10 protein-coding genes are annotated in these 16760 nt (G+C 73.1%); 3 read left to right on the top strand and 7 right to left on the bottom strand.

Annotated elements, in window-relative coordinates:
• Window positions 1-39 precede the first annotated feature (39 nt).
• Window positions 40-3369, bottom strand: coding sequence for an ATP-dependent helicase (locus OG736_RS28850; RefSeq protein WP_327184988.1), 3330 nt, complete (start codon window positions 3367-3369; stop codon window positions 40-42).
• Between the two features lie 293 nt (window positions 3370-3662).
• Window positions 3663-4049, bottom strand: a complete 387-nt coding sequence (locus OG736_RS28845; RefSeq protein WP_057603306.1) for an MGMT family protein — start codon at window positions 4047-4049, stop codon at window positions 3663-3665.
• A gap of 188 nt (window positions 4050-4237) precedes the next feature.
• Between OG736_RS28845 and OG736_RS28840 the strand changes: the two genes are divergently transcribed.
• The 3 genes from OG736_RS28840 (at window position 4238) to OG736_RS28830 (ending at window position 10245) form a co-directional block, all read left to right on the top strand.
• Window positions 4238-6925, top strand: coding sequence for a lysylphosphatidylglycerol synthase domain-containing protein (locus OG736_RS28840; RefSeq protein ID WP_327184987.1), 2688 nt, complete (start codon window positions 4238-4240; stop codon window positions 6923-6925).
• 74 nt (window positions 6926-6999) lie between these two features.
• A complete protein-coding gene (locus OG736_RS28835; protein ID WP_327184986.1) occupies window positions 7000-8544 on the top strand; it encodes an alpha/beta hydrolase in 1545 nt (514 codons plus the stop codon).
• A gap of 138 nt (window positions 8545-8682) precedes the next feature.
• Window positions 8683-10245, top strand: a complete 1563-nt coding sequence (locus OG736_RS28830; RefSeq protein WP_327184985.1) for an alpha/beta hydrolase — start codon at window positions 8683-8685, stop codon at window positions 10243-10245.
• 86 nt (window positions 10246-10331) lie between these two features.
• Here the strand turns inward: OG736_RS28830 and moeZ are convergent, their stop codons facing one another.
• From moeZ to OG736_RS28805, 5 genes are all read right to left on the bottom strand, one after another.
• Entirely contained in the window at window positions 10332-11510 is a 1179-nt protein-coding gene (gene moeZ, locus OG736_RS28825) for an adenylyltransferase/sulfurtransferase MoeZ (RefSeq protein WP_020130817.1), read from the bottom strand.
• Between the two features lie 63 nt (window positions 11511-11573).
• Window positions 11574-12332 (bottom strand): spherulation-specific family 4 protein, encoded by a 759-nt coding sequence (locus OG736_RS28820; protein ID WP_327184983.1) that lies wholly within the window; start codon window positions 12330-12332, stop codon window positions 11574-11576.
• Window positions 12320-13282 (bottom strand): NAD-dependent epimerase/dehydratase family protein, encoded by a 963-nt coding sequence (locus OG736_RS28815; RefSeq protein ID WP_020130819.1) that lies wholly within the window; start codon window positions 13280-13282, stop codon window positions 12320-12322. Before OG736_RS28815 ends, OG736_RS28820 begins: the two co-directional genes overlap by 13 nt.
• A 417-nt stretch (window positions 13283-13699) precedes the next feature.
• Window positions 13700-14938, bottom strand: a complete 1239-nt coding sequence (locus OG736_RS28810; protein ID WP_327184982.1) for a hypothetical protein — start codon at window positions 14936-14938, stop codon at window positions 13700-13702.
• Window positions 14935-16707 (bottom strand): DUF3492 domain-containing protein, encoded by a 1773-nt coding sequence (locus OG736_RS28805; RefSeq protein WP_327184981.1) that lies wholly within the window; start codon window positions 16705-16707, stop codon window positions 14935-14937. The genes OG736_RS28810 and OG736_RS28805 overlap by 4 nt, the downstream gene beginning before the upstream one ends.
• Window positions 16708-16760: the final 53 nt, after the last annotated feature.

Raw genomic sequence — 16760 nt, 5'->3', positions numbered from 1 at the left:
CAGGTCAACACCAGTGGTGCGGTCCGTCACACGGGTCTGTCACTCGACCACGTGCCGTCCCTCGGGCCGGGCGCTGCACGAGGCGCGGAACGCGCAGTGGGTGCACTGCTGGCCCGCGGTCGGCGTGAAGCGCTCGTCGAGGACCTTGCCGGCCGCCGTGGCGAGCAGGTCACCGACCCACTCCCCCGCCGCGCCCTCGAGGGCCTCCTGCGCCTGCACCTTGGGCAGGCTCTCGCCGCCGTCCCGCTTGGCGGCGCTCTGCCGCAGCTGGACGAGTTCGGCACCGCCCGGAGCGGGCCGTACGCCGTCGAAGGCCTCGTCGACGGCGCCCTCGCGGACGGCGAGCTGGTACACGGCGAGCTGGGGGTGGCGCTCCACCTCGCGGGCGGTGGGCGCGTGTTTGCCGGTCTTGAAGTCGACGACGTAGGCACGGCCTTCGGCGTCGGCCTCGACGCGGTCCATCTGGCCGCGGATGCGTACCTCGTACTCGCCCGCTTCGAGGGTGACGTCGAAGTCGTGTTCGCTGGCGACCGGTGTGCGGCCCGTGCGGTCCATCACATGCCACTTCAGGAAGCGTTCGAGCGCCACGCGCGCGTGTTTCTTCTCCTGCACGGACTTCCACGGGGCGTCGAAGGCGAGGGCGTTCCACACGGAGTCGAGGCGCTCCATGAGGACGTCGAGGTCGGCCGGGGTGTGCCCGGAGGCGACCTCGTCGGCGAGCACGTGCACCACGTTGCCGAACCCCTGGGCGACGGTGGCGGGGGCGTCCGCCTTCACCTCGCGGCCGAGGAACCACTGGAGGGCACAGGTGTTGGCGAGCTGGTCGAGGGCGCTCCCGGAGAGCACGACGGGCTGGTCGCGGTCGCGCAGCGGCACCTTGCTCTCGGTCGGCTCGAACATGCCCCACCAGCGGTACGGGTGGGCGGACGGCACCAGGGGCCTGCCGTCCTCGTCGGCGAGCGCGGCCAGCCGGGCCAGCCGGCGGGCGGCGGCCTCCCGGAGGGTGGCGGAGGCCCGTGGGTCGACCGTCGTGGCGCGCAGTTCGGCGACCAGCGCGGCGACCGCCAGGGGGCGGCGCGGGCGGCCGGTGACGTCCTTGGGCTCGATGCCGAGTTCGGTCAGGAAGCGGGAGGGCTGGTCGCCGTCGTCGGCGGGCGCCTTCACTGCGGTGACGACGAGCCGCTCCCGCGCGCGCGTGGCGGCGACGTAGAACAGGCGGCGCTCCTCGGCGAGCAGCGCTCCCGGGGTGAGCGGCTCGGCGAGTCCGTCGCGCCCGATGCGGTCCGCCTCCAGGAGGGAGCCCCGGCGGCGCAGGTCCGGCCACAGCCCTTCCTGGACGCCGGCCACGACGACCAGGCTCCACTCCAGGCCCTTGGCGCGGTGGGCGGTCATCAGACGTACGGCGTCGGGGCGCACGGCACGCCGGGTGAGGGTGTCCGCGGCGATGTCCTCGGCCTCGATCTCGGCCAGGAAGTTCAGGGCGCCCCGGCCGCCGGTGCGTTCCTCCGCGCGCGCGGCGGTGGCGAACAGCGCGCACACGGCGTCCAGGTCCCGGTCGGCGTTGCGTCCGGCCGCGCCGCCGCGCCGGGCGGCCCGCTCCAGCCGCGTGGGCCAGGGCGTGCCGTCCCACAGGCCCCACAGGGCCTCCTCGGCCGTGCCGCCGCGCGCGAGGCCCTGCCGGGCCGCCGCCAGCAGTGCGCCGAGGCGCTGGGCACCGCGCGCGTACGTGGGGTCGTGGGCGACCAGCCGCTCCGGCTCGGCCAGGGCGCGCGTGAGCAGCTCGTCGGAGGGCGGCGGCAGCGCGTTGCCCGCGGCGCGCTCCTCCTCGCGCAGGGCTCGGCCGAGGCGGCGCAGATCGGCGGCGTCCATGCCGGCGAGCGGGGAGGCGAGAAGGGTGAGGGCGGTCTCGGTGTCCAGCCAACAGGCGTCCGCGCCGGCCGCGGGGGCCTCGTCCCCCGCCGGTGCCGCCGCGGAGGCCTCCGCCGTCGCCACCGCCCGCAGGGCCGTCAGCAGGGGTGCCACGGCGGGTTCGTGGCGCAGGGGGAGATCGTCGCCGTCGATGTCGAGGGGGACGCCGGCGGCGGTGAGGGCGCGGCGGACCGTCGGGATGGTGCGGGAGCCGGCGCGTACCAGGACGGCCATCTCGCTCCAGGGCACGCCGTCCTCCAGGTGCGCGCGGCGCAGGATGTCGGCGACGTTGTCCAGCTCGGTACCGGGGGTCGGGTACGTGTAGACCTCGACGCCGCCGCCGTCGCGTGCGGCGGTCAGCTCGCGGTGGGCGCGGACCTTCTCGGCCGGGAGGCGGGTCAGGGGCATGCGCTGGGTGAGCAGCCGGGTGGCGGCCAGGAGGCCGGCACCGGAGCGGCGGGAGGTGCGCAGGACCTCGACGGGGGCCGGACGGCCGTCGGGGCGGGGGAAGTCGTGGGGGAAGTCCAGGATGCCGTTCACGTCGGCGCCCCGGAAGGTGTAGATCGACTGGTCGGGGTCGCCGAAGGCGACCAGGCTGCGGCCGCCGCCGGCGAGGGCGTGCAGCAGCCGGACCTGGGCCGGGTCGGTGTCCTGGTACTCGTCGACGAACACGGCGTCGTACCGGGCGGCGAGCCGCTCGGCCACCTCGGGGCGGTGTGCGAGGAGGACCGCGCGGTGGACGAGTTCCGCGTAGTCGATCACGCCGTGCAGATCGAGCACGTCGAGGTACTCGGCGAGGAAGGCGGCGGCGGCGCGCCAGTCGGGGCGGCCGATGCGGTGCGCGAAGGCGTCCAGGGCCGCGGGGTCGAGGCCCAGCTCGCGGCTGCGGGCGAGCACCGCGCGGACCTCGTCGGCGAAGCCGCGCGTGGTGAGGCAGGCGCGCAGCTCGTCCGGCCAGCGCACATGCTCGAGACCGAGCCGCTGCAGGTCGAGCTGGCCCTCGAGCAGCTCGCGGACGGCCACGTCCTGCTCGGGGCCCGACAGCAGCCGCAGGGGTTCCACGAACAGGTCGGCGTCCTGGTGGGCGCGGATCAGGGCGTAGCAGTACGAGTGGAAGGTGGTCGCCTGGGGCGCGCGGGCGGCGCCCATGCGATGCGCCATCCGGTCCCGCAGCTCCACGGCGGCCTTGCGGCTGAACGTGAGCACCAGGATGCGCTCGGGGTCGCCGCCGCGGGCGATCCGGGCCGCCACGGACTCGACGAGGGTGGTGGTCTTCCCGGTGCCCGGACCTGCGAGGACGAGCAGGGGACCGGCACCGTGGTCAACCACCGAGCGCTGTGCGGCGTCCAGACGAGGGGGGCCCACCCGGGTCGGCGGGGTACGCACCAGCCGGTAAGCGCCACGGTCCCCCTGTCGCCCCTGGGGGTGCGACAGGCGCCTGGTGGAGGAAGAGGAGCTCACGTGGTTCGCCGGTCCTGGTGGGTGTACGGGTTGACGGAGCACCGATCGGGGCGAGCGGTGATCACGGGATGAGGGGGACGCGTGCAGCCGACGCTACGCCGACGAGCGGGCCGGAGGGACGGCTTCCGATTCTTCTCCCGAGGCCCTCACGGCCCTCACGCTCCTCCCGGCCCGGATGCCACACACGTCCTTCGCCCCTCGAACGTACGCCATGCCGCGGACGTGCCCCCTTTGCACCGTTTCCCCCGTACGGGGCACAAGGTCCCCTCCGCGCCGCCCGATGGCGGAAGCTGTCAGGTGTGACCTTCCGCGCGCTCGCCGCCGTCCCACCGCGCCCGCTTCATGTCGAGGCGCGGCAGGTGCCCCTGGGCGGCCCTGCTCGCCTGCTTCAGAGGGGTGCCCTCGGCGCGGTAGCAGGCCAGCGCCCGCAACTCGTGGCCCGGGAGCAGCATCCCGTCCGCGCGGACCACTCGCCACCACGGGACGGCGCCGCCGTAGAGGGCCATCACCCGGCCCACCTGTCTCGGCCCGCCCTCCTCCAGCCACTCCGCGACGTCCCCGTACGTCATGACCCGCCCGGGCGGGATCAGCTCCGCGACCTCGAGGACCCGCTCGGCGTACTCCGGCAGCGTGTCCGTGTACTCCGGGCGGGCGTCGTCCGGAAGGCTCTGCTCGCTCATCCGCCCCATCCTGCCCCACGGCACCGACAATGCGACGGGCCCGCGACACTGTGTGACCCTCGCCCCCGGGCGGCGCTTCAGGCAGACTGTGCGCCCCCGCGTTTGCACCCTGATGCCCCCGTGTGTCGGTGGGGCATGCCACCATCGTGCGGGCGGTGACACCGGTGATACGAGATCAAGAAGAGACGATGAAGCAGCAGGGCGTGCATCCTGAGGGCGCGGAAAGCACCTCTGACGCTGCCCCGCGCCCGGACACCACCGACGAGGCACGGGAAGAGGTGCACATCGACGAGGTCGAGGGCGACGAGCCGCTGCTCCCCGCGCGCGTGCACCGTCCTTCCGACCTGATGCGGCTGCTGGTGGGCGTGCTCGCCGTGGCCCTGCTCCTGGGCATCGCCGCCTTCGCACACGGGACGACCTCGGGTCTCGAACAGGACATCAACAAAGGCACCGGACAGGCCCCCGATCTCCTCATCAAGATCGCGGGACTGGCGTCCAGCATCGCGATCCTGCTGGTGCCGGTCGCGTTCGCGATCGAGCGGCTGATCAAACGCGACGGGCTGCGCATCGCCGACGGCGTCCTCGCCGCGGTCCTCGCGCACGGTGTGACCCTCGCCACCGACCTGTGGGTCGCCAAGGCCGCCCCGGGCTCGATCCAGGAAGCGCTCACCCAGCCCTCCCCCGGTGACATCCACGCCCTCACCGACCCCGTGCACGGCTACCTCGCGCCCGTCATCGCCTATATGACGGCCGTCGGCATGTCCCGTCGGCCGCGCTGGCGCTCGGTGCTGTGGATCGTGCTGCTCCTCGACGCCTTCTCGATGCTCGTCACCGGCTACACGACACCGTTCTCGATCATCCTCACGGTGCTGATCGGCTGGACGGTGGCGTACGGGACGCTGTACGCGGTCGGCTCCCCGAACGTGCGCCCCACGGGACGGACGCTGATGGCCGGCCTGCGACACGTCGGCTTCCGCCCGGTGAGCGCCGCCCGCGAGGAGGGGCCGGAGGCGGCGGAGAGCGACCGGGGCAGACGGTACTTCGTCACCCTGGAGGACGGTCCACCGCTCGACGTCACTGTCGTCGACCGGGAACAGCAGGCCCAGGGGTTCTTCTACCGGGCGTGGCGCAATCTGACCCTGCGCGGCTTCGCCACCCGCAGCAGCCTCCAGTCGCTGCGCCAGGCCCTCGAGCAGGAGGCACTGCTTGCCTACGCGGCCATCGCGGCCGGCGCCAACGCGCCGAAGCTGATCGCGACCTCCGAGCTCGGCCCCGACGCGGTCATGCTCGTCTACGAGCACACCGGCGGCCGCACCCTCGACTCGCTGGCGGACGACGAGATCACCGACGACCTGCTGCGCAACACCTGGCACCAGGTGCAGGCCCTCCAGTCGCGGCGCATCGCGCACCGCCGGCTCGCGGGTGACGCGATTCTGGTGGATCGTTCCGGCGCGGTGATCCTCACCGATCTGCGCGGCGGCGAGATCGCGGCCGGCGACCTGCTGCTGCGCATGGACGTCGCCCAGCTGGTGACGACGCTCGGCCTGCTGGTGGGCGCCGAACGGGCGGTGGCCTCAGCGGTGGGCGTGCTCGGACCGGACGCGGTCGCGGACTGTCTGCCGATGCTCCAGCCCATCGCGCTGACCCGCTCCACGCGCGCGACGCTGCGCCGACTGGCACGCGAGCGTGCGCAGCGGGAGCGCGAGGCGGTCCTGGAGGCCTCGCAGCAGGCCAAGCAGGCGCGCCTGGAGGCGGCAGGGCACGACACCGCGCCCGTCGTCCTCGAGAAGCCGGACAAGAAGGCCGTACGCGCGGAGGCGCGGGCCGAGAAACGGGCCATCGACGACGCGCTGGAAGAGGCCCGCGAGGAGGATCTGCTGACGCAGATCCGGCACGAGGTGCTGCTGATCCGGCCCCAGGCGCCGGTCGAGCCGGCCCGGCTGGAGCGGGTGCGACCGCGCACCCTGATGAGTTTCATCGCCGGTGCCATCGGCGCCTACTTCCTGCTGACGCAGCTCACCCACATCGAGTTCGGTCCGCTCATCGCCAACGCCGAGTGGGGCTGGGTGGCCGCGGCCGTGCTGTTCTCCGCGGTGAGCTACGTCGCCGCGGCGATGAGCCTGCTGGGGTTCGTGCCGGAACGGGTGCCGTTCCCGCGGACCGTGGCCGCGCAGGTCGCCGGGTCGTTCGTGAAGATCGTGGCCCCGGCCGCGGTCGGCGGGGTCGCCCTCAACACCCGCTTCCTCCAGCGCGCGGGGGTGCGGCCCGGTCTCGCGGTGGCCAGTGTCGGCGCCTCGCAGCTGTTCGGGCTCGGCTGCCACATCCTGATGCTGCTGTCGTTCGGCTATCTGACCGGTACCGAGAAGACGCCGTCGCTGTCGCCGTCCCGCACCGTCATCGCGGGTCTGCTCACGGTGGCGGTGCTCGTGCTCGTGGTGACCTCGGTGCCGTTCCTGCGCAAGTTCGTCGTCACGCGTGTGCGGTCCCTGTTCGCCGGTGTCGTGCCGCGCATGCTGGACGTGCTTCAGCGGCCGCAGAAGCTGGTCACCGGCATCGGCGGCATGCTCCTGCTCACCGCCTGCTTCGTGATGTGCCTGGACGCGTCGATCCGCGCGTTCGGCGACGAGTCGACCTCGCTCAGCATCGCCAGCGTCGCCGTCGTCTTCCTGGCCGGCAACGCGCTCGGCTCCGCAGCCCCGACGCCGGGCGGAGTCGGGGCCGTCGAGGCGACCCTGACGGTCGGTCTGATCGCCGTGGGTCTGCCGAAGGAGGTCGCCGCTCCCGCGGTGCTGCTCTTCCGTCTGCTGACGCTGTGGCTGCCGGTGCTGCCGGGCTGGCTGGCCTTCAACCACCTGACCCGCAAGGGCGCCCTGTAGGAGGACGCCGGCGCCCGTACCTCGTACGGCCCGCGCCCCGCGCGCGTGCCCGGGCGCGACCGCAGGATGGGATCATGCCGAACCCCTCCCGCCTGCGCGCCGTCGCCGTGACCGCCACCGCCCTGCTGCTGTCCTCCATGGTGGCGGGCTGCGGCGAGGACGCGCAGGACGAGGACCTGACGGCGCAGAAGCTGAGCTGGAAGGACTGCCCGGCCCCCTCCCAGGCGGAGGGCGGTGGCAGCGCCCCCTCCGCGCTGCCGGACGGCGACCAGTGGCAGTGCGCCACCATGAAGGCGCCCCTCGACTGGGACGACCCCAAGGGCGACACGATCGACATCGCGCTGATCCGGGCCCGGACGAGCGGCGACGAGAGCGACAGGATCGGCTCCCTGGTCTTCAACTTCGGCGGACCCGGCGGCTCGGGCGTCTCCACCCTGCCCGCCTTCGGCGAGGAGTACACGGCCTTGCGCACCCGCTACGACCTGGTCAGCTTCGACCCGCGCGGGGTCGGCCGCAGCGCCGGGGTGCGATGCGAGAACGACCAGCAGCTCGACGCGTACTTCCAGCAGGACGGCACACCCGACGACGCCGTCGAGCGCTCCGCTCTGCTGGACAACACCAAGGACTTCAACGCGGCCTGCGAGAAGCACGCGAAGAAGATGCTGCCGAACGTGCGGACCACGGACGCGGCCCGGGACATGGACCTGATGCGGCAGGTCCTCGGCGACGACCGGCTGTACTACTTCGGCATCTCGTACGGCACCGAACTGGGCGGCGTGTACGCCCACCTGTTCCCGAAGAACGTGGGACGCGCCGTCTTCGACGCGGTCGTCGACCCGACGCAGACGTCCGAACAGGGCTCGCTCGGACAGGCCAAGGGGTTCCAGCTCGCCCTCGACAACTTCGCCGAGGACTGCACGTCCAAGACGCAGGACTGCCCCGTCGGGGACACCGCGCAGGACGTGAAGGACCGGATCGCGAGGCTCCTCGAAAGCCTGGACGGCAAGCCGATCCCGGGCATCTTCCCGCGCGAACTGACCCAGAGCGCCGCGACCAACGGCATCGCGCAGGCGCTGTACTCGAAGGACTTCTGGGAGTACCTCACCGAGGGCCTGGAGCAGGCCTACGCCGGGGACGGCAAGATCCTCATGCTGCTGTCCGACCTGATGAACGGCCGCAACGAGAACGGCGAGTACAGCAACATCGCGGCCGCCAACATCTCCATCAACTGCGCCGACGACAAGCCCCGCTACTCCACCGCCTATGTGCAGCAGCGGCTGCCGGAGTTCCGGGCCGCCTCCAGCCTGTTCGGGGACTTCCTGGCCTGGGGCATGGTCAGTTGCACCGACTGGCCCGTCCCCGGCGCCGCCGACCATCCCGACGTGAGCGCGCCCGGGTCGGCGCCGATCCTCGTCGTGGGCAACACCGGCGACCCGGCGACCCCGTACGAAGGGGCCCGGAAGATGGTGGCCGCGCTGGGCCGCGGGGTCGGGGTCGAGCTGACGTACAAGGGGCAGGGGCACGGTGCGTACGGCAGCAAGAACACCTGCGTGCAGACGGCCGTGAACGGCTACCTGCTGAACGGCAAGGTGCCGGCCGCGGGGACCGTCTGCTCCTGACACCGCTGCGGATTCTCCGAGAAACCAGCAGGTCAAGACGTTATCCACAGGCCCCGACGGGTGGGCCGTGCGCCGCCTAATATGGCCTGACAGCCGTTCGCCGCCGAGCGCGGACGGCCTGCGAGGGGGGAAGTGCACATGGCGCGATTCGTACGGTGGACGGCGCTGGGGGCCGCCGCAGCGCTGCTGGTGGCGGGCTGTAGCAGCGGTGCGTCGGACGGGGACGGGGACGACAAGGGCGGCACGGCCGACGCGCAGCCCACCGCCTCCTCCGGAGCGACCGCCACGACGGCCGCGCTGCCCGCCTCGCTGACCGGGCAGAAGCTCGACTGGGGACGCTGCAAGGCCACCGCGGACTCCGCCGCGCCGGGCAGCGACTGGAGTTGCGCGACGCTGAAGGTGCCACTGGACTGGTCGAAGCCCGACGGCAACACGATCGGCCTCGCCCTGGTGCGCACCAAGTCCCGGGCGGAGGGGAGCAAGCGGGCCGGCTCGCTGCTGTTCAACTTCGGGGGCCCCGGCGGCTCGGGAGTGTCGACGCTCCCCTCCTACGGTTCCGCGTACTCCTCGCTCCGTGACCAGTACGACCTGGTGAGCTGGGACCCGCGCGGGGTCGGCGCCAGTGAGGGCGTCCGCTGCCGCACCGACAAGGGCATCCAGGCCGCCGAGTCCCTCGACTCCACCCCGGACACCCCGGCCGAGGAACAGGCCTACTTCAAGGACGCCACCGCATTCGGCAAGGGCTGCGAGAAAGCCGCCGGCAAGCTGCTGGCGCATGTGTCGACGACCGACACCGCCCGCGACATGGACCTGATGCGCCAGGTCCTCGGCGACGCGAAGATGCACTACTTCGGCATCTCCTACGGCACCGAACTCGGCGGTGTGTACGCCCACCTGTTCCCGAAGAACGTCGGGCGGCTGATCCTCGACGCGGTCGTCGACCCGAGCGCCGACTCGGTGGGCCACGCGCAGAACCAGGCACGCGGCTTCCAGCGGGCACTCGACGACTACCTGAAGTCGACGGGCCAGGACCCCGCGAAGGGCAGCAAGAAGATCGCGGATCTGCTCGACCGGATCGACACCGACCCGCTCCCCACGTCGGACGGGCGCAAGCTGACGCAGACGCTCGCGGTCACCGGCATCGTCCTGCCGCTGTACAGCAAGCAGGGCTGGCCGAGCCTGACCAGCGCCCTGAAGTCGGCGGAGGACGGGGACGGCTCCGAACTGCTGACGCTCGCCGACGGTTACAACGAGCGGGACACCTCGGGGCACTACGGCACGACGACCCACTCGCAACGGGTCATATCGTGCCTGGACGACAAGCAGCGGCCGACCGCCGAGGAGACGAAGAAGCTGCTGCCGGAGTTCGAGAAGATCTCGCCCGTGTTCGGGGACTTCCTGGGCTGGGACACGGCCGGCTGGTGCCACGACTGGCCGGTGGCCGGGCAGTACGACACCCCGGAGGTGAGCGCGGCGGGCGCGGCGCCGATCCTGCTGGTCGGCAACACCGGGGACCCGGCGACGCCGTACGAGGGCGCGCGGAAGATGGCGGACGAGCTCGGCAAGGGCGTCGGTGTGCTGCTCACCTGGAAGGGCGAGGGACACGGTGCCTACGGCAGCGGGAGCGACTGCGTCGACTCGGCTGTGGACGCGTACCTGTTGAAGGGGACGGTCCCGAAGGACGGCAAGGTCTGCTCATGACGACGGCGGGGGCTTCGCGCACTCGTGGTACGCGAAGCCCCCGCCGACCGGACCGGGTACCCCGGTGCGCGAAGGGAACAGCCGGGTCAGTAGATCGGCTTGCTCGGCTCGATCTGGTTGACCCAGCCGATCACGCCGCCGCCGACGTGCACGGCGTCCGAGAAGCCCGCGGACTTCAGCACCGCGAGGACTTCCGCACTGCGGACACCCGTCTTGCAGTGCAGAACGATCTTCTTGTCCTGCGGCAGGGCCTCCAGGGCGGTGCCCATCAGGAACTCGTTCTTCGGGATCAGCTTGGCGCCCGGGATGGAGACGATCTCGTACTCGTTGAGCTCGCGGACGTCGATGATCTCGATGTTCTCGCCGTCGTCGATCCACTCCTTGAGCTGCTTGGGAGTGATCGTCGAGCCGGCCGCCGCCGCCTGGGCCTCCTCGGAGACGACGCCGCAGAAGGCCTCGTAGTCGATGAGTTCGGTGACGGTCGGGTTCTCGCCGCAGACCGCGCAGTCGGGGTCCTTGCGGACCTTGACCTGGCGGTACTGCATCTCCAGGGCGTCGTAGATCATCAGGCGGCCGACCAGCGGCTCGCCGATGCCCGCGAGGAGCTTGATCGCCTCGTTGACCTGGATGGAGCCGATCGACGCGCACAGCACGCCCAGCACGCCGCCCTCGGCGCAGGAGGGGACCATGCCCGGCGGCGGGGGCTCCGGGTAGAGGCAGCGGTAGCAGGGACCGTGCTCGGACCAGAAGACGGACGCCTGGCCGTCGAAGCGGTAGATCGAGCCCCACACGTACGGCTTGTTCAGCAGCACGCACGCGTCGTTGACCAGGTAGCGGGTCGCGAAGTTGTCCGTGCCGTCGACGATCAGGTCGTACTGGCTGAAGATGTCCATCACGTTGTCGGCCTCGAGCCGCTCTTCGTGCAGGACCACATTCACGTACGGGTTGATGCCGAGGACGGAGTCGCGGGCGGACGCGGCCTTGGAGCGGCCGATGTCGGCCTGGCTGTGGATGATCTGCCGCTGGAGGTTCGACTCGTCGACCTCGTCGAACTCCACGATGCCGAGCGTGCCCACGCCCGCCGCGGCCAGGTACATCAGCGCCGGCGAGCCCAGGCCGCCGGCGCCCACACAGAGCACCTTGGCGTTCTTCAGCCGCTTCTGCCCGTCCATCCCGACATCGGGAATGATCAGGTGGCGGGAGTACCGGCGAACCTCGTCTACGGTGAGCTCAGAGGCTGGCTCGACCAGGGGTGGCAACGACACGGGGACTCCGTTGGTCGGTCGATCACTACAGTTGTTCTCCCCGTAACACTGCCATGGCCTTCTTCATTCCGAGACACCCGTTCCGATCCGCGAGACGAGTTCGTCCCAGTAGCCGGGCATGGTCGCCCAGGGGTCGACGAGGCCGCCGCGATCGGTGCCGTCGGTGAACCAGATCGTCGCGGCGCCCTGCCAGCGGGCGATGCGCAGCGCCTCGTCGAGGTGACCGCGCGGCACGCCGTGCACGAGGTGGCAGAAGCGCTCGGGCGGATGCTCCGCGGTCCACTCGGCCACCTGCGACCAGCGGTAGTCGCTCCAGGGGCCCGAGAAGGTGACCACCTGGTCGGCGTGCTCGGCGTAGCCGGGGTACGGGTGGGTGCCGTGCCCGAGGACGATGTGGGGCGCGTCGCCGAGGGTGCGGAGTGTCCCGACCGTGCGGCGCAGCCCGGGGAGTTCGGCGCGCCCTGCCGGGCACCGGTCCAGGAGGAAACCGTCGACCCGGTACCAGTCGAGGTGGCGCTGTGCGTCGGAGATCACCTCGGCGAAGGGACGGGCGCCGTAGCGGGTGTCCAGGCGCCCGAGCACCCGGACGCCGGCGTTGCGCAGCCGGCCCGCGGCCTCCAGGCAACGCGGGTCGGGGCGGACGCCGGGGCCGTCGGCGACGTCGAGGACGACCCAGTGCAGGGGTCTGCCGGAGCGGGCGAGTTCACGCCACTCGGCCGGGGCGAGAAGGGGGTGCGCTATACCGGGTACGCCGAAGCCGGTGCGGACGTCGGTGGTGCCGGCGCTCGCGGTGCCCGCCGGGGTTCCGGTCAGATACGACATGCCGCCTCCATCCAGATGTCGGCGAGGGACTCCTCGAGGTTGATGCGGGGCCGCCAGCCGAGCCGGTCGCGGGCGGTGCGCACATCGGCCTGCTGCCAAGTGCCGCAGCCGTCCGGATACGGGTACGCGACGGGGCCCGCGTGGTCGGACTCGGGGCGCGGGTGGCCGATGGCGGGCCGGAGGTGGACGCCGGGCGGCCCGTCGAGTTCGTGCAGTGCGCCTCCGTATCCGGCCACGCGCGCGAGGATCGCGGCGGCGTCGCGCAGACGGACGGCGCGGCCCGAGCCGATGTTGATGACGCCCTGCGCGGCGGAGAGCGAGGCCGCGTGCACGGCGCGGGCGACGTCCCGGACGTCGATGAAGTCGCGTTGCACGCCGAGGCCGCCGAGCTTGAGCTCGCCGTCGCCGGACTGCATGGCGCGGCGCATGGCCTCCGCGAGCCGGCCCAGCGGGGAGCCGGCGGGCGTGCCCGGACCGGCGGGCGAGAAGACCCGGAGCACGACGGCGTCCAGTCCGGAGCCGAGGACGAGTTCGGTGGCGGCGAGCTTGCTGACGCCGTACGGGCCCCCGGGGCGGGGCACGGCGTCCTCGGCCGTCGAGGAACCGGGCTGGCTCGGGCCGTACTCGGCGCCGCAGCCGATCTGCACCAGACGGGCGCCGCAGCCGCTGCGGCGCAGGGCCTCACAGACGGTGGCGACGGCGACGGTGTTGTGCCGGGTGAGTTCGCGGGCGCCGCCCCGGGTGGTGCCCGCGCAGTTGACGACGACCTGGGGGTGGACCGCGTCGAGGAAGCGGGTGAGCGCGCCGGGGCTGCCGGACGCGAGGTCGAAGCGGACGTCGGCGTCGTCGCCGCGGCCGAGCGCGGTGAGCTGGACGGCCGGGTCGGCGAGCAGACGGTCGGCGACGAAACGACCGAGGTAGCCGTTGGCTCCGATCAGCAGGACCCTCATCGTGCGGCTCCCGGGGTGTGCGCGGTGGCGGTGGGCGGGACCGCGGGGGCTCCGGTCGCCGCGTGTCCTCCGGCTGCTCCTGCGACCACGGGGGCGCCCGTGACCGCGGGTGCCCCGGTATCTCCGGTCGCTCCGGATCGGGAGGTGGTCATCTGGTCTCTCCTTCAAGCGTGTTGCGGTGGGGTGCGGCTGGGTGGAGGAACACGTGCGTCGCGTGGTCCGGGTGCGGCGGGGGATGCGGCGTGCGCGGTGACCGTGCCGCCGACGGCCGGCGTCGGCGGGGCGGGCGGGTACGGGGGCGCACACGGGTCGGCACGACCGGTCCATTCAGCGCGGCTGGTCCGTCCAGCACGGCTGGTCCGTCCAGCACGGCTGGTCCGTCCAGCACGGCTGGTCCGTTGAGCACAGCTGGTTCCTTCAGCACGGCTGGTCCGTTCGTGCGTGGGCCGAGGCCCTGGTCAGCGTGCGGGTCGCGTGGAACAGCAGGGTCAGCGCGGCGGCTCCGCAGACGAGGGACGGGACACCGGCCGGTCCCCAGGCGGCCACGAGGCTCTCCACGGGAGTGGCCAGGAAGCCGCAGCCGGGAAGCCGACCCGCGAAGACCGTGGCCGGGGCGAGCGCCTCCGCCGTGCCGACGGCTCCGAGGACGACCGCCGGGGCGTGGGTGAAGCCGTGCACGGTGAGGAGACGGACGAGGAAGAGGAGCGCGCCCAGGGTGAGGGTGTGGCCGTAGTCGGCCTGCTCGTCCAGGACCGCGGCGCAGAGCGGGGTCAGCGCGGCCAGCGCGCACAGGAACAGGGCGAAGGTGCCGAGCAGCAGCGGCTGCACGGAGGCGGCGAACTCCTCCAGGCCACGGCTGGTGTCCAGCCGGCGCCTGGCGCGTACGGCGAGGAAGTGGGCGCTCAAGGCGGCCGGCGCGCAGGCCAGGGTGAGGGTCAGCAGCGGGGCGGCGGCGAACGGCCAGGGGCCGCCCGTCGTCCCGTCGGGCAGGCCGTCGGGACCTCCGGCGACGGCGGCACGCAGAAGGCTGTCGCCGAGGGCCGCGTAGCCGAGGAGCCAGCAGGTCCAGGCACCCGTCCGGTGCGGGCCGGGGTGGGCGCCGCGGTGCGGGCTCAGCGGGCCCCGGCGCAGTACCGCACGCAGGGCCAGGACGACGGCGAGGATGCCGGCTGCGGCGACGAGCAGACACGTGCGCCCGTGGGTGAGGCGCACACCGGTCACGGCGGCGGCGCACAGGACGCCGGGCAGGAGGGTGAGCAGTGCCCGGTCCAGGCGGGGCCGCGAGGTCGCCGTGACCCTCGTGGGCGGGGGCGCGTCGCCGTCGCGGGGGACGCGCGCGTACATCTCCTCCGCGAGGGAGAAGACGTCCCGGTGGCGGAAGCGTGCGGCGGTGCGGTCGGTGACCCCGTGGGCCTCCAGGCCTGCCGCGATCTCCAGCGGGTCGACGGCGCGTTCGCACAGGTCACGGTGACGGTGCATCAGGGCCTTCACCGGGTCCGCGGCGCCCCGGCGGGGAGCGGCCGGCGTGCGCCCCTCGGCGCCGGTGTCGACACGCGCCCCGGATCTGCCCGGCGCCTGCGCAGCCCCCGGCACTCCGGGCGTTCCCGGTGACGGCGTTCCCGGCCGGTCCCGGTCCAGTTCTTCTAGCCCGCTCATCGTGCACCCTCCGTCGCGGCGATCGGCGAGGTGTCCCGTGCCGCCGGCCCCGCCGCCCAACCCGGTCCGCCCCGGGCGGTGACACGCGCGTCCGGACCGGCCCAGTGACCCGTCAGGCACGCCTCGGCCGGGACGGCGAACGGACGGGGGTCACCGTCGTCGAAGAGGAATCGCCGCACCGGGGCCTGGGCGACGAGCTCCAGGTAAATGCCGTGAAATGCCGTGATGTTCTGCTCGACGGTGAAGAGTTCCAGGGCTCGGGCGCGGGCGGCCGCGCCCAGGCGCGCACGGCGCTCGGGGTCGCGCAGCAGCGCCACGCACGCCTCGGCGAGCGCCCGCGGATTGCGCGGCGGAACGACCAGTCCCGTGCCGCCGATGACCTCGACCACCGCCCCGACGTCGGTCGACACGGTCGCGCGGCCGCAGAACATCGCCTCGACCAGGCCGACCGGGAACCCCTCGACGACGCTGGACAGGACGACCACCGCACCGGCCGTGTACGCCTCGGCGAGGGTGGGCGCGTCCGGGCCGCCGATCTCCTCGAAGGACACCGGGTTGTCGCCGACGGCGTGCGGTCCGTCCGCCTCGTCGGGGAAGAGCTGCGCGGCCAGCACCTTGCAGTGGCCGAGGTAGGCCTGCCCCTCCGCCCCGGCCGCAGCGCTGATGATCCGCAGGCGGGTGCGCGGTTCCTGCTTGCGCAGCTCCGCGAAGGCGTGCAGCAGGGAGACCAGGTCCTTCGCCGGTTCCACCCGGCCGACCCAGACCAGGGTGTGCGGATCGGCGATGTCGAGGGAGTCGCCCGCCTCGGCGAAGCGGGACGCGTCCATGCCCGGGTAGACGGTGCGCAGTTTGGCGCGGTCGGCACCGCATCGCTCCTGCCAGCGGCGGGCGTGTGCGTTGCCGGGGGTGACGCATGCCGCCTGTCGGTACACCTCGGCGGCGAGCCGGCCGTGGAAGGCGGCGACCAGCGACCGTACGGCGGGAGCCGTCTCGGCGGACGGCGCGGGCGCGGACCCCGCGGGCGAGGGACCCGTCCCCGAGCTCAGATAGTGCGTCCGCAGCCGGACCCCGTACTCGGTCACCAGCAGCGGCACGTCGAAGAAGTGCCGTGCGAGCAGCCCGGGCAGGGCCGCCGCACCGCCGGACGTGGCATGGCACAGGTCGACCGCGTCGAGACCCTCGCCCCCGTCGCCTCCGCCCGCGTCCCCGTACCAGTCGAGCGAGAGGGGGCGCAGGGCGCGTTCGAGGTGCGCGGCGACGGCGAGCAGCTCGGGTACGCGCGCCTCGCGCGCCGTACGCAGCGCGCCGGGCGCGCGACAGGCACGTTCCAGAGCGCGCACGGCACTCTCCGAGCGGAGTGCCCCCACCAGGCCGCCCTCGTCCCGGGCGAGTTCGGCGAGGCCGTACAGCGCGTTGGCGAAACGGTCCGCCTCAGCGGCCGCAGCGGCCCCCGGGGGGCCCGCCGGGTCCGGGGGGTCCCCCTCGCACAGCGCGGTCACCAACTCTCCGTACGACTCCGCGAAGCGCCGGCGCGCGCGCCTGCCGTAGGCGACCCCGTCGTCCTCGGCCGTCCACAGCGGTGCCGTGCGCACCTGGCTGACCTGCGGCGGAAGCTCGACCCAGCCCGCTTCCTCCTGGTGTTCGGCACGGCTGAGCGCGTAGACGTCGAACTCGTGCTGCCCGAGCCCGCGCACGAGCCGGTCGCACCAGAGTCCGGCGTCACCGCTCAGATACGGATAGCCGCCCTCCGTCAGCAGTCCGATGCGCACGCGCACTCCCGATCTCCCGTTTGGGGAGCCGCCGTTGACCCGGCGGCTCGCAG

Source organism: Streptomyces sp. NBC_01334 (assembly GCF_035983595.1).
Lineage (GTDB): Bacteria > Actinomycetota > Actinomycetes > Streptomycetales > Streptomycetaceae > Streptomyces > Streptomyces coriariae.
Note: the sequence above shows the minus strand (reverse complement) of the source record. Positions and strands in the feature narration are given on the sequence as shown.